The 13,288-nt window shown below is 70.6% G+C and carries 11 protein-coding genes; 6 read left to right on the top strand and 5 right to left on the bottom strand.

Translation table 11 applies throughout. The annotated features are described in order from the left end of the window. Positions 1-82 precede the first annotated feature (82 nt). Positions 83-1,852, bottom strand: a complete 1,770-nt coding sequence (aspS, locus tag ACRDP3_RS22215; protein ID WP_431518755.1) for an aspartate--tRNA ligase — start codon at positions 1,850-1,852, stop codon at positions 83-85. A gap of 104 nt (positions 1,853-1,956) precedes the next feature. On the opposite strand from aspS, the gene ACRDP3_RS22210 reads away from it, so the two are divergent. Beyond that, a complete protein-coding gene (locus tag ACRDP3_RS22210) occupies positions 1,957-4,224 on the top strand; it encodes an ATP-binding SpoIIE family protein phosphatase (protein WP_431518754.1) in 2,268 nt (755 codons plus the stop codon). 51 nt (positions 4,225-4,275) lie between these two features. Here ACRDP3_RS22210 and ACRDP3_RS22205 read toward each other — a convergent pair whose 3' ends face one another. Further along, positions 4,276-4,815, bottom strand: coding sequence for an SseB family protein (locus ACRDP3_RS22205; protein WP_431518753.1), 540 nt, complete (start codon positions 4,813-4,815; stop codon positions 4,276-4,278). A 122-nt stretch (positions 4,816-4,937) separates the two neighbouring features. On the opposite strand from ACRDP3_RS22205, the gene ACRDP3_RS22200 reads away from it, so the two are divergent. From ACRDP3_RS22200 to ACRDP3_RS22180, 5 genes are all read left to right on the top strand, one after another. Continuing rightward, on the top strand, positions 4,938-6,818 hold the full coding sequence (locus ACRDP3_RS22200; RefSeq protein ID WP_431518752.1) for an acyl-CoA dehydrogenase: 1,881 nt from the start codon (positions 4,938-4,940) through the stop codon (positions 6,816-6,818). Positions 6,819-6,907: 89 nt separating this feature from the next. Then, entirely contained in the window at positions 6,908-8,290 is a 1,383-nt protein-coding gene (locus ACRDP3_RS22195) for a M18 family aminopeptidase (protein WP_431518751.1), read from the top strand. A gap of 101 nt (positions 8,291-8,391) precedes the next feature. Then, positions 8,392-8,619, top strand: a complete 228-nt coding sequence (locus ACRDP3_RS22190) for a hypothetical protein (protein ID WP_431518750.1) — start codon at positions 8,392-8,394, stop codon at positions 8,617-8,619. A 144-nt stretch (positions 8,620-8,763) separates the two neighbouring features. Continuing rightward, positions 8,764-9,255 (top strand): LURP-one-related/scramblase family protein, encoded by a 492-nt coding sequence (locus tag ACRDP3_RS22185; protein ID WP_431518749.1) that lies wholly within the window; start codon positions 8,764-8,766, stop codon positions 9,253-9,255. Between the two features lie 223 nt (positions 9,256-9,478). Then, complete coding sequence (locus ACRDP3_RS22180) at positions 9,479-10,315, top strand: maleylpyruvate isomerase family mycothiol-dependent enzyme (RefSeq protein ID WP_431518748.1); 837 nt, start codon at positions 9,479-9,481, stop codon at positions 10,313-10,315. Positions 10,316-10,370: 55 nt separating this feature from the next. On the opposite strand, the gene ACRDP3_RS22175 is transcribed toward ACRDP3_RS22180, so the two are convergent. From ACRDP3_RS22175 to ACRDP3_RS22165, 3 genes are all read right to left on the bottom strand, one after another. Then, positions 10,371-11,678, bottom strand: coding sequence for an MFS transporter (locus ACRDP3_RS22175; RefSeq protein WP_431518747.1), 1,308 nt, complete (start codon positions 11,676-11,678; stop codon positions 10,371-10,373). Continuing rightward, a complete protein-coding gene (locus ACRDP3_RS22170) occupies positions 11,675-12,349 on the bottom strand; it encodes a GntR family transcriptional regulator (protein WP_431518746.1) in 675 nt (224 codons plus the stop codon). The genes ACRDP3_RS22175 and ACRDP3_RS22170 overlap by 4 nt, the downstream gene beginning before the upstream one ends. A 175-nt stretch (positions 12,350-12,524) precedes the next feature. Then, the coding region (locus tag ACRDP3_RS22165; RefSeq protein WP_431518745.1) for a dihydrolipoamide acetyltransferase family protein at positions 12,525-13,288 on the bottom strand (764 nt) is incomplete at its 5' end.

Below are 13,288 nucleotides of genomic sequence, written 5' to 3'. Positions count from 1 at the left end.
GTTGCGGGGATCGCTAGAGCCCGCCTTACGGACCGGGGCCTTCCGCCGTGTCAGGTGTGAGGTGTCGGTGTGATGCGTCAGCTCACAACTTGGGCTTGCGCACCGACAGGTGGAGCTCCCGCAGGCGGGACTCGTCCACCTCGCTGGGGGCTCCCATCAGCAGGTCCTGCGCGTTGCCGTTGAGCGGGAAGGCGATCGTCTCGCGGATGTTGGGCTCGTCCGCGAGCAGCATCACGATGCGGTCGATGCCCGGGGCGATGCCGCCGTGCGGCGGTGCACCGAACTTGAACGCGCGGAGCATGCCGCCGAACTCGCGCTCCACGTCCTCCTTCGCGTAGCCCGCGATCGCGAACGCCTTGTACATGACCTCGGGTTCGTGGTTACGGATGGCGCCGGAGGACAGCTCCACACCGTTGCAGACGATGTCGTACTGCCAGGCCAGGATGGACAGCGGGTCCTGGGTCTCCAGCGCCTCGAGGCCGCCCTGCGGCATCGAGAAGGGGTTGTGGGAGAACTCGACCGCGCCGGTCTCCTCGTCCTTCTCGAACATCGGGAAGTCCACGATCCAGCAGAACCGGAAGACGCCCTCGGCGAAGTTCCCGGTCCGCCTGGCGGCCTCGACCCGGACCGCGCCCATGATCTTCGAGACCTCGTCGAACTCCTCCCCGGCGCCGAAGAAGACGGCGGTGCCGGGTTCGGCCTTCAGCGCCGACAGCAGGGCCGAGACGTCGGTTTCGGTAAGGAACTTGGCGATCGGGCCGGTGAGCGAGAGGTCGTCGTTGACGCGGACCCAGGCGAGGCCCTTGGCCCCGTGCTCGGCCGCGAACTCGCCCATCTGGTCGAAGAACTTGCGCGGCTGCCCGGCCGTGTCCGGCACCGCCAGCGCCCGTACGTGCTTGTCCGCGAAGGCCTTGAAGCCGGACCCGCGGAACACCTCGGAGACGTCCACCAGCTCCAGCTCGGCGCGCAGATCCGGCTTGTCGGTGCCGTACTTGAGCATCGCCTCGCGGAAGGGGACGCGCGGGAACGGCGAGGTGCACTCACGGCCGTCGCCAAGCTCCTGGAACAGCTCGGTCATCACCTTCTCGATGACGCCGAAGACGTCCTCCTGCTCGACGAAGCTCATCTCCATGTCGAGCTGGTAGAACTCACCGGGCGAGCGGTCCGCGCGGGCGTCCTCGTCGCGGAAGCAGGGCGCGATCTGGAAGTACCGGTCGAAGCCCGCGATCATCAGCAGCTGCTTGAACTGCTGCGGCGCCTGCGGCAGCGCGTAGAACTTCCCGGCGTGCAGCCGCGAGGGGACGAGGAAGTCGCGGGCGCCTTCCGGGGAGGTGGCCGACAGGATCGGCGTGGCCAGCTCCTGGAAGCCCTGCCCGGTCATCTTCTCGCGGATCGCGGCGATGACCCGGGAGCGCAGCATGAGGTTGCGGTGCATGCGCTCGCGGCGGAGGTCCAGGAAGCGGTACTCCAGCCGCCGCTCCTCGTTGACCCCGTCCTCGGCGTTGATGGTGAAGGGGATCTGCTCCGCGCCGCCCAGCACCTCCACGTCACCGCCGACCTCGACCTCGATCTCGCCGGTGGGCAGCTCGGGGTTGACGTTCTCGGCGCCACGGGCGCTGACCGTGCCGTCGACGCGGACGACGGACTCCTTCGAGAGCGAGCTGAGCAGCTCGTGCGCCGCGGTCTGCTCGGGCCGCACGACCAGCTGCACGATGCCGTAGTGGTCGCGCAGATCGATGAAGAGGATGCCGCCCAGGTTCCGCCGGTTGTGCAGCCAGCCGCTGAGCCGGACGCCGGCTCCGACGTCCGGGCCACGGAGCTCACCGCAGGTGTGGGAACGGTACCGATGCATCAGTCGTCCAGTCGTCGGCTCGGCGGTCACTTGGGATGGCCCTCAGACTACCGTCCTGGCCGCCTCACTCGCCCCGATGTCACCAACCCGCATAAAATGGGAAAATGCACACCGAGGACGTGCTGTCGGCCACCAGAATGGGCCTCTGGCGCTGGGAGAGCGCCACCGGCGCGACGAGCCTGGACAGCGTCGCCGCGCAGCTTCTCGGGCTCTCGGTCCGGCGGGACGGTGAGGGCACCGATCCCGGGCTGGGCGGCGGGGTGGGCATCGCGGCCGAGGGCGACTGGGCCGCGGTCGCGCTCTCCGAGCCCGCCTTCCGCTCCCGCATCCACGTCGTCGACTACGTGGAGCTACAGGCCATCGCCACCCTCGTGCTCGCCGAGCAGACGCTCGCTGAGGCGCTGGTGCGCGTCGTCGTCGAGGACTCGGTGCTGCGGACCATCCGCATCCGGATGCTGCCGCAGGGAGAGGGCGACACACTCGCCCTGACCGGCACCGTCGCCGAGGTGCCCGATACCAGCACGGCATGGCGGCCGACCACCGCCGACTGGCGGCGCAGCCGGGAGACCTTCCTGCTGGACACCGGCCGGGCGCTGTCCGAGGCGCGCTCCACCCCGGAGGTGCTGAGGGTGGCCACCTCGCTGGCGATGCCCGGCTTCACGCCCGACGGGCTCGCGGTCTTCAGCCTGCACGGCGACCAGCTCACGCTGGTCGGCAGCCAGGGCCAGCGGCCGGTGCCGCAGCGGCTGCAGTCCTTCATCGAGATGTCCGTCGACGCGGAGCACCCGGCGGCCAAGGCCGTCCGGTCGGGGCGGGCGGTGTACGTCGCGACCAGGCAGGACTACGCGCGCCGGTTCCCGGCGAGCTGGCCGCTGGCGGAACCGTTCGGCCGCCAGTCCTGGGCGTTCCTGCCACTGACCTCCGCGGGCCACACCACGGGCGCCTGGATGGCCGCCTTCCACCATCCGGTCGCCTTCACCCCGGACGAGCGGTCGGTGCTCACGACGGTCGCCCAGATGCTCGCCCAGGCACTGGCCCGTACGACCGTGCACGAGACGGAGCGGGAGCTGGCCGCGGGCCTGCAGCGCACGATGAAGCCCGCGCACGAGCCGGACATCACGGGGCTGACGGTGGCCGCCCGATATGTACCGACGGGCGGTGGTCTGCAGGTGGGCGGCGACTGGTACGACGTGATCCCGCTGCCGTCGGGCCGTACGGCGCTGGTGATCGGCGATGTGCAGGGTCATGACGTGCGGGCGGCCGGGATCATGGCGCAGCTGAGGATAGCGCTGCGGGCGTACGCCGCCGAGGGGCACCCGCCGGACGCGGTGCTGGCCCGGGCCTCGCGCTTCCTGTCGGGCATGGGACGCAGCCAGTGGCCGGTGAGCGGTGCCGACTCCAGGGCGGACAGATCGCCCGACGGCCCGCCCGGCGACTCGATCGACGGGCCGCTCGACGGCTCGGCCGACGACTCGATCGAGGACCGCTTCGCCACCTGCCTCTACATCGAGGCCGACCCGGTCAGCGGCACCCTCGACGTCGCCCGTGCCGGGCACCCCGACCCGGCGCTCTGGCTGGCCGACGGGACGATGCTGATCCGGTCCACCGCGGGCGGGCTGCCGCTGGGCGTCGAGCCCGACTCGGACTACCCGACGTCGCGGCTCGTCCTGGAGCCGGGCGAGACCCTGCTGGTGTGCACGGACGGGCTGCTGGAGACCGGCGGGCACACCATGGAGACCGGGTGGCGGCGGATCGCGGAGATCTTCGACGAGCAGGCCGAGGGCTCGGGCGCCCCCGAGGACATGGAGGAACTGGCCGACGCCTTGGTCCACTCCGTACAGGTTCCGCCCGCGCACCGGGTACCGGGCACGCCGCCCAAGCGGCGCGAGGACGACATCGCCCTGCTGCTGCTCGGACTGGACCCCCGCTACACCGCGGACCGGCTCGCGGCGAGGGCCGGCGTCGCGCGGCGTACGGTCCTCACCGTCCACCAGGCCGAGGCGGACCAGATCGGCGAGGCCCGGCACCAGCTGCAGGGCATGCTCTTCGACTGGGGCACCGACGACCAGATCGACGGTGCGGTGCTGATGCTCTCGGAGATGCTGACGAACGTGCTGCTGCACACGGACGGCGACGCCCGGATGGTCGCCGAGTGCAGCGGCACCCGCCCGGAGCGGCTGCTGCGGGTCGAGGTCGCCGACAACAGCGACTCGCTGCCGCACCGCCGGACGCCGGGCGAACTGGCGTCCTCGGGGCGCGGGTTGGTGATGATGGAGATGCTGGCGGGCGCGTGGGGGGTGGACCCGCGGGGCGAGGGCAAGCTGATCTGGTTCGAACTGCGGGAGAACGAGTCACCGCCCCAGTGGGCGTGACGCTCAGCCGTGCACCGGGTCAGCGAGAGACCCGGTCACCCGGTCACCCGTTCAGCCGTACATCCGGCGCATCGCGAAGTCGACCATCTCCTCGACCGCCTTCGCGTCGAAGACGACCCGGTGGTCGCCCTCCATGTCCAGCACGAAGCCGTACCCGGAGGGGAGCAGGTCCAGCACCTCGGCGCCGGTGATCACGAAGTAACGGGACTCCTTGCCCGCGTACCGGCGCAGCTCCTTGAGCGTGCTGAACATGGGGATCACCGGCTGCTGCGTGTTGTGCAGCGCCAGGAAGCCTGGGGTCTCACCGCGCGGGCAGTACACCTTCGAGGTGGAGAAGACCGACTGGAAGTCCTCGGACGTCATGGAGCCGCTGGTGAAGGCGCGTACGGTCTCGCGCAGCGAGGGCGGCGACGGCTCGGGGTAGAGCGGCTGCCCGGGGCCGGGCTGCCCCTGCTGACCGTAGGGCGGCGGGGGCTGCTGGGTGGCGTACTGCTGATGGCCAGGCTGCTGGCCGTGCTGCTGGTGGCCGTGCTGCTGCCCGCCGTGCGGGTAACCCTGCCCCGCGGACGCGGTCTGGTCGTAGCCGTACATGGAAGAAGAGTAACGAGTCACAGTTGGGCGATACGGGGTTGCTTCTTATTACCGACCGGTAGCATCATGGTCAACAGATACAGCTGACTACCTGTCCGTCGAGTGACAACGGAGCCGTCGCCATGGGGCACTACAAGTCGAATCTCCGCGACATCGAGTTCAACCTCTTCGAGGTGCTCGGGCGCGACACGGTGTACGGCACCGGACCGTTCGCGGAGATGGACGTCGAGACCGCGAAGGGCGTATTGGCGGAGATCGCCCGCCTCGCCGAGAACGAACTGGCCGAGTCCTACTCGGACGCCGACCGCAACCCGCCCGTCTTCGACCCGGAGACCGGCACCGCGCCGGTGCCGGCGTCGTTCAAGAAGAGCTACCAGGCGTTCATGGACGCCGAGTGGTGGCGGCTGGGCATCCCGGAGGAGATCGGCGGCACCACCGCGCCGCGCTCGCTGCTGTGGGGCTTCGCCGAAGCCGTGCTCGGCTCCAACCCCGCGGTCTGGATGTACGCGTCCGGCCCCGCCTTCGCCGGCGTCATCCACGACGAGGGCACCAGGGAACAGCAGAAGATCAGCAAGCTGATGGCCGAGAAGCAGTGGGGCTCCACCATGGTGCTCACCGAGCCGGACGCCGGCTCGGACGTCGGCGCCGGGCGTGCCAAGGCCGTGGAGCAGGAGGACGGCAGCTGGCACATCGACGGTGTGAAGCGCTTCATCACCTCCGGCGAGCACGACCTCTCCGACAACATCGTGCACTTCGTCCTCGCCCGCCCCGAGGGCCACGGCCCCGGTACCAAGGGCCTCTCGCTCTTCATCGTGCCGAAGTTCGACTTCGACTGGGACTCCGGCGAGCTCGGCGAGCGCAACGGCGTCTACGCCACCAACGTCGAGCACAAGATGGGCCTGCGCGTCTCCAACACCTGCGAACTGACCTTCGGGGCTGGGGGTCCCTCCCAGGGCGGAGCCTCTGGGGGAGAGCCCGCCAAGGGCTGGCTGCTGGGCGAGAAGCACGACGGCATCCGCCAGATGTTCAAGATCATCGAGTTCGCCCGGATGATGGTCGGCACGAAGGCCATCGCGACGCTCTCCACCGGCTACCTCAACGCACTGGACTACGCCAAGGAGCGCGTACAGGGCGCCGACCTGGCGCAGTTCACCGACAAGACCGCGCCGCGCGTCACCATCACCCACCACCCCGACGTCCGCCGCTCGCTGCTCACGCAGAAGGCGTACGCCGAGGGCATGCGCGCCCTGGTGCTCTACACCGCGTCCGTACAGGACGAGATCATGGTCAAGGAGTACCGCGGTGAGGACGTCTCCGCCGCGCACCGCCTCAACGACCTGCTGCTGCCGATCGTGAAGGGCTACGGCTCGGAGAAGTCCTACGAGCAGCTGTCGCAGTCGCTGCAGATCCTCGGCGGCTCCGGCTACCTGCAGGAGTACCCGGTCGAGCAGTACATCCGGGACGCCAAGATCGACACCCTCTACGAGGGCACCACCGCGATCCAGGGCCAGGACTTCTTCTTCCGCAAGGTCGTCCGCGACCAGGGCCAGGCACTCACCACGCTCTCGGAGGAGATCAAGAAGTTCCTGGCCGAGGCGAAGGGCGGCGAGGAACTGGAGGGTGCCCGTGAGGAGCTCTCCCGTGCGGCCGTGGACCTGGAGGCGATCGTCGGCGTCATGCTGACGGACCTGGCCGCCACCGAGAAGGACGTGAAGTCCATCTACAAGGTCGGCCTGAACACCACCCGCTTCCTGCTCGCCTCCGGCGATGTCGTGATCGGCTACCTGCTGCTGCGCGGCGCGACGGTCGCCGCCGAGAAGCTGGCCGACGCGGCGGGCGCCGGCGCCAAGGCCCTGTCCGCCAAGGAGACGGCCTTCTACCAGGGCAAGATCGCGGCTGCGAAGTTCTTCGCGGCCAACGTCCTGCCGGGTCTGGCCGTGCAGCGCGGACTGGCCGAGAACGTCGACTCGTCCCTGATGGAACTGGACGAGGCGGCCTTCTGAGCGGTCCCCCGTGTGACGTCTGATCCGGAACGTCCCGCTCCTCCCCGCCCGGGAAGAGCGGGACGTTCCGTGTTCGTATGCTGATCGGTATGAGCCGTACGAGCCCTGGCGCGCAGCGTCCACCGCACCGCTTCGACGGTGCCCACACCGACAGCCTGATCGGCTTCCTCGCGGATTCGCCCACGCCGTACCACGCGGTGCGCGGCGCCGCGGAGTTGCTGGAGAAGGCGGGCTTCCGGCAGCTGCACGAGACGGACGCCTGGGCCGGGGGCCCGGCCGGTTCGGCGGACTCCGCTGACGCGGCGGACGCGGCGGACGCAGCGGGCGGGCGCGGCCACTACGTGCTGCGCGGGGGCGCGCTGGTGGCCTGGTACGTGCCCGGAAACGCCGGCCCGGCCACCCCGTACCGCATCGTCGGCGCCCACACCGACTCCCCCAACCTGCGCGTCAAGCCCGTGCCGGACACCGGCGCCGACGGCTGGCGGCAGGTCGGCGTGGAGATCTACGGCGGCACCCTGCTCAACACCTGGCTCGACCGGGACCTCGGCCTGGCCGGACGGCTGACCCTGCGGGACGGCTCGACCCGGCTGGTGAACGTGGACCGGCCGCTGCTGCGCGTACCCCAGCTCGCGATCCATCTGGACCGGCAGGTCAACGACGGCCTCAAGCTGGACCGGCAGCGCCACATGACCCCGGTGTGGGGGCTCGGTACGGCGCGCGAGGGCGATCTGATCCGCTTCGTGGGCGAGGAAGCCGGCGTCCCGGCCGAGGAGATCACCGGCTGGGACCTGATGGCGCACAGCGTCGAGCCGCCCGCGTATCTGGGCCGGGACCGGGAACTGCTGGCGGGCCCGCGGCTGGACAACCTCCTCTCCGTGCACGCCGGTGCGGCCGCGCTGGCGGCGGCGGCCGGACGCGACGACCTGACGTCCATCCCCGTGCTGGCCGCCTTCGACCACGAGGAGAACGGCAGCCAGTCCGACACCGGCGCCGACGGGCCGCTGCTCGGCTCGGTGCTGGAACGTTCGGTCTTCGCCCGCGGCGGCTCCTACGAGGACCGGGCGCGGGCGTACGCGGGCAGCGTCTGCCTCTCCTCCGACACCGGGCACGCGGTGCACCCCAACTACCCCGAGCGCCACGAGCCCGGCCACCAGCCCGTCCCGAACGGCGGCCCGATCCTCAAGGTCAACGTCAACCAGCGCTACGCCACGGACGGTACGGGCCGTGCCGTCTTCGTGGCGGCCTGCGAGCGGGCGGGCGTGCCCTGGCAGACCTTCGTCTCCAACAACGCGATGCCCTGCGGAACGACGATCGGCCCCATCACCGCGGCCCGGCACGGCATTTCGACGGTCGACATCGGGGTGGCGATCCTCTCCATGCACTCGGCCCGCGAACTGTGCGGCGCGGCCGACCCCCACCTCCTCGCCACCTGCATGGGCGGGTTCTTGACAGGAGGAGGCCTGACGGCCTGAGCCCAACACCCCGCCTGGGTTCCCGTGTTGATTGAGTTCCCCGACGAGGGGTAACCGGCCCGTAGGGGAGCAGAGCAACCACCAACCAGAGGCAGGGATCCATGGGCATCGTCTTGTGCATCGGCATGCTGGCCGTGGGGGCCATCCTCACGCTGGCCGTGGACTGGAACACGGACGCCGTCAACATCGACGTGGTGGGCCTCGTACTGATGGCCGTCGGGCTGATCGGCCTGTGCGTGTACGTCAGCATCTTCAAGCGCCGCAGGACGCAGCCCCCGGGCCCCGCGGCGCCGGTGGTCGTCGAGGAGGACCACCACCACCTGGGCTGAGCGCGAGCGCCTGGGCTGAGCGCGAGCGCCTGGGCTGAGCGCCGGCGGCACGTGGCACACCATCCGGCCTGCCGGGTCCCACAGCGGACCGGGCGGGCCGTTGTGGTGTGCGCGTTCCGGCGCTGCACGGGGAAGGGGTGGGACATGAGATATCTCGTACGGGAACGCATCTTCGGAATCGGCGACGACTACTGGATCGAGGACGAGCACGGGCAGCGCGCCTTCCTCGTCGACGGCAAGGCGCTGCGGGTGCGGCAGACCTTCCAGCTCAAGGACGTTCAGGGGGAGGTGGTGGCCGTCATCCGCAGGAAGATGCTCAGCCTGTGGGAGTCGATGACGGTGGAGCGGGGCGGCGAGCAGCTGGTGACGGTGCGCAAGAAGCGGTTCACGCCGCTGCGCGACCGCTTCCGTGCCCGGCTGGCGGGCGGCGCGAAGCTGACGGTGCACGGGAACGTGCTCGACAAGGAGTACGACATCGAGGTCGAGGGCAGGCGGGAGGCCCGCATCTCACGCAAGTGGTTCCGGGTACGGGACACCTACGCCGTCGACATCGAGGCGCCGGACGCCGACGTGCCGATGCTGCTGTCGGTGGCGGTCTGCGTAGACGCCCTGACGCAGCAGCGCGGCGAGGGCTGACGACCCGGTGCGGGGGCGGCCGGGGTACGGGCGCCTGAAGTGACCGTCTCGTCCGGGTCCGGACGCATCTGGGACCGGGAAGCGCGCACCGTACCACCGGGCATGCATTCGAGGGGGTCGATTGCGCCTAGCATCGTCATTCAAAAGGACTGCCGGGGTGCCCTCGTGCGGCGTAACTTGAGAGCACCCAGACAGCGAACGTCCGTACCGTCCGAGGGGTCTCGTGACCGACCATCCAAGCCTGCAGCCTTACGTCGACGCCTGGACCGAGTCCATCGAAGCGATAACCGAGCTGGTCAAGCCTCTCGTCGAGGGCGAGTGGAACCGGCGGACCGCCTGCCCCGGCTGGTCGGTCCGGGATGTCGTCTCGCACATCATCGGCGCGGAGTGCGAACTGCTGGGCGATCCGCGCCCGATCCACACGCTGCCGCGTGACCTCTACCACGTGGTCGACGAGCCGAGCCGTCACATGGAGGTGCAGGTCGACGTGCGACGGCACCACACCGGACCGGAGATGACGGGCGAGCTGGAGTACACCGTCATCCGGCGCTCCCGGCAGCTGCGGAACGAGCGGCGCGGGCCGGACGCCGAGGTGCGGGACATCATGCCGGGCAGGGGCGGTTCGAAGGTCTCCCTCGAACTGCAGCTGCGGATGCGGGCGTTCGACGTGTGGGTGCACGAGCAGGATCTGCGCCGGGCGCTGGGCAAGCCGGGAAACCTGGACTCGGCGGGCGCGTACGTCGCCCGCGACCTGATGGTCCAGGGGCTGCCGAAGGTGGTCGCGAAGAAGGCGGGAGCCCCGCCGTACACGGTCGTCGTCATCGACGTCAGCGGCCCGGTGGAGTTCATGCGTACGGTGCGGGTCGGCGCGGACGGCCGCGCCACGGTCGACGGCAGCCCGTCCCTGGGCCCGACGGTGACGCTGTCGCTGGACTGGGAGACGTACGTACGGCTGGCCGCCGGGCGGGTGCGGCCCGACGCGGTAGCCGATCAGGTGAAGACCGAGGGCGACACCCGGCTGGCCGGCGCGATCCTGGCGGGCTTCGCGATCACGCCCTGACGGCCGGGGGCGATCACTGAGCGCCCGTCACCCGTCACCCGTCACCCGTCACCCGTCAAACCGGTACGTGCACCGCCTCCACGCGGCTGGCCACCACCCGCTCGTTCTCGCGGCGGTGCGCGCGGGGGCGGAGGCGGAGGATCTGCGTCACGCCCAGCGCCTCCAGCACGAAGACGCTCGCGAAGGCGATGCGGAAGTTGCCGCCGGTCAGGTCCAGCAGGACGCCGACGGCCAGCAGCGTCGTCATCGAGGCCGTGAAGCCGCCCATGTTGACGATCCCCGAGGCGGTGCCCTGCCGCTCGGGCGGGTTGGCCGGACGGGCGAAATCGAAGCCGATCATGGAGGCCGGGCCGCACGCTCCCAGCACCGCGCACAGCGTCACCAGCAGCCACATCGGCGCCTGACCAGGCCAGACCAGAACGGTGGCCCATACGGCGGCGGTGGCCGCCACCGTGCCGAGCGCGAGGGGGGCGCGGGCGGTGTGGTGACGGGCGATCACCTGTCCGTAGACCATGCCGACGACCATGGTCGACAACACGACGAGGGTCAGGAGTTCACCCGCCGCGGGGCGCGAGAGCCCCTGCGCCTCGACCAGGAAGGGCATGCCCCACAGCAGCAGGAAGACCATGCCGGGGAACTGGGCCGTGAAGTGCACCCACATGCCCAGCCGGGTGCCGGGCTCGCGCCATGCCCGCTGGATCTGGCGGCGTACGTAGCCGCCCTCCAGGTGCGGCACGGACGCCGGCGCGTACCCTTTCGGGTGGTCCTTGAGGAAGAGCAGCACCAGCACCAGGATCAGCACGCCGCCCAGCGCGCTGCCCGCGAAGGTCGGGGTCCAGCCGAAGCTGCCGAGCAGCCGGGCCAGCACCAGCGTGGTGACGAGGTTGCCCGCCACGCCGATGAGCCCGGCGACCTGCCCGACGATCGGGCCGCGCTTGGCGGGGAACCAGCGTGCCCCCAGCCGCAGCACGCTGATGAAGGTCATCGCGTCGCCGCAGCCCAGCAGGCCGCGGCAGGCCAGCGCCGCCGCGTAGGAGTCGGCGAACGCGAAGCCGAACTGCCCGGCGGTGAAGAGCAGCACGCCCAGCGTCAGCACCTTCTTCGTGCCCAGCCGGTCGACCAGCAGCCCGACGGGTATCTGCATCCCGGCGTAGACGAGCAGCTGAAGGATGGAGAAGGCGGAGAGGGCGGAGGCGTTGATGTCGAAGCGCTCGGTGGCGTCGAGACCGGCGACGCCGAGGCTGGTGCGGTAGGTGATCGCGACGAAGTAGACGGCGACGCCGAGGCCCCAGACGGCGACGGCTCGACGGCCGCCGGGCGGATCGGTGTGCACCGCGATGCCATGGGGCGGGGCAGCGGTCACCGCACATCACCGTGGACCAGGTCCCGTACCCGGGTGACGTGCCGGCGTACGGCGCCGGCGGCGGCGTCCGCGTCACCCGCGCGCAGCGCCGCAGTGATCCCGGCGTGCTCGGCGATGCTCTTGGCGATCCGGTCGGGATGGGCGTGCATCATGGCGACGCCCATCCGCAGCTGCCGGTCGCGGAGTTGGTCGTAGAGCCGGGTGAGGATCTCGTTGCCGGTGCTGCGGACGATCTCCGCGTGGAAGCAGCGGTCGCTCACCGCGAACGCGGTCAGGTCACCGGCGGCGGCGTGGCCGCGCTGCTCGGCCAGCAGCTCCTCCAGCCGGTCGATCAGCCCCGCCCGTACGGGCGTCGAGGACTTGCGCACCGCGTGCGTCTCCACCAGCAGCCGCGTCTCCACGACGTCGGTGATCTCCTGCGCCGAGACGGGCAGCACGAGCGCGCCCTTCTTCGGATAGAGCTTGATCAGCCCCTCGGACTCCAGCCGGAGCAGCGCCTCCCGTACGGGCGTGCGCGAGACCCCGACCGCGTCGGCGAGCTCGCCCTCGGTGAGCAGCATCCCGCCCTCGTAGCGGCGCTCGAGCACGGCCTGCTTGATGTGCGCGTAGACCCGCTCGGCGGCGGGCGGCTGCCGCGCGGCGACGGCGAGAGGGTCAGTGGAGACGGACATGTGCACAGCTTAGATACAACACAGACGCATGCCACATCCGATTCCGCCATGCGGACGGAACGGCAGCGCCCGGTCCGGGCCCACGGGCCCCGGACCAGGGTGAACACACCGATGCCGGGCACGTCCCCCGCAGGGGGCGTGCCCGGCATCACAGCGTTCCGTCGTGCCCGGCCCGTCAGGTCCAGGTCATCAGCCGCTTGGGCTGTTCCAGGACCGCCGCCACATCGGCCAGCAGTTTCGAACCCAACTCGCCGTCGACCAGCCGGTGGTCGAAGGAAAGGGCGAGGGTGGTGACGTCGCGCGGCTTGACCTTGCCCTTGTGCACCCACGGCTGCTGCTGCACCCGGCCGAAGGCCAGGATGGCCGACTCGCCGGGGGGGATAATGGGCGTACCGGTGTCGACGCCGAAGACGCCGACGTTGGTGATGGTCACCGTGCCGCCCTGCATCGCCGCCGGGCTGGTCTTGCCCTCACGGGCGATGGAGACCAACTCGCCGAGCGCCGCCGCCAGTTCGGGCAGCGTCTTGGCGTGAGCGTCCTTGATGTTCGGGACGATCAGGCCGCGCGGGGTCGCCGCGGCGATGCCCAGGTTGACGTAGTGCTTGTGCACGATCTCCTGATTCGCCTCGTCCCAGGCGGCGTTGACCTCCGGGTGACGGCGCAGCGCGACCAGGAACGCCTTGGCGACCAGCAGCAGCGGGTTGACCCGCACTCCCGCCATGTCCGGGTCCTGCTTCAACTCCCGTACCAGCCGCATCGTCCGGGTCACGTCCACGGTCACGAACTCCGTGACGTGCGGTGCGGTGAAGGCGCTGTGCACCATGGCCTGCGCTGTCGCCTTGCGCACACCGCGCACCGGCACCCTGGTCTCGCGGGCGGCGTCCCCGGCCGGCGCCGTGACCGCCGCCGTCCGCGACGGACCCTCGACCGGTGCGGGCG

The organism is Streptomyces sp. (assembly GCF_050698815.1).
In the GTDB taxonomy this organism is placed as follows: domain Bacteria; phylum Actinomycetota; class Actinomycetes; order Streptomycetales; family Streptomycetaceae; genus Streptomyces.
Note: the sequence above shows the minus strand (reverse complement) of the source record. Positions and strands in the feature narration are given on the sequence as shown.

What these genes read in the sequence shown, in the direction of transcription:
- aspS (WP_431518755.1), bottom strand. Translation starts at nt 1,852, where the DNA reads ATGCATCGGTACCGTTCCCACACCTGCGGTGAGCTCCGTGGCCCGGAC.
- ACRDP3_RS22210 (WP_431518754.1), top strand. Translation starts at nt 1,957, where the DNA reads ATGCACACCGAGGACGTGCTGTCGGCCACCAGAATGGGCCTCTGGCGC.
- ACRDP3_RS22205 (WP_431518753.1), bottom strand. Translation starts at nt 4,815, where the DNA reads ATGTACGGCTACGACCAGACCGCGTCCGCGGGGCAGGGTTACCCGCAC.
- ACRDP3_RS22200 (WP_431518752.1), top strand. Translation starts at nt 4,938, where the DNA reads ATGGGGCACTACAAGTCGAATCTCCGCGACATCGAGTTCAACCTCTTC.
- ACRDP3_RS22195 (WP_431518751.1), top strand. Translation starts at nt 6,908, where the DNA reads ATGAGCCGTACGAGCCCTGGCGCGCAGCGTCCACCGCACCGCTTCGAC.
- ACRDP3_RS22190 (WP_431518750.1), top strand. Translation starts at nt 8,392, where the DNA reads ATGGGCATCGTCTTGTGCATCGGCATGCTGGCCGTGGGGGCCATCCTC.
- ACRDP3_RS22185 (WP_431518749.1), top strand. Translation starts at nt 8,764, where the DNA reads ATGAGATATCTCGTACGGGAACGCATCTTCGGAATCGGCGACGACTAC.
- ACRDP3_RS22170 (WP_431518746.1), bottom strand. Translation starts at nt 12,349, where the DNA reads ATGTCCGTCTCCACTGACCCTCTCGCCGTCGCCGCGCGGCAGCCGCCC.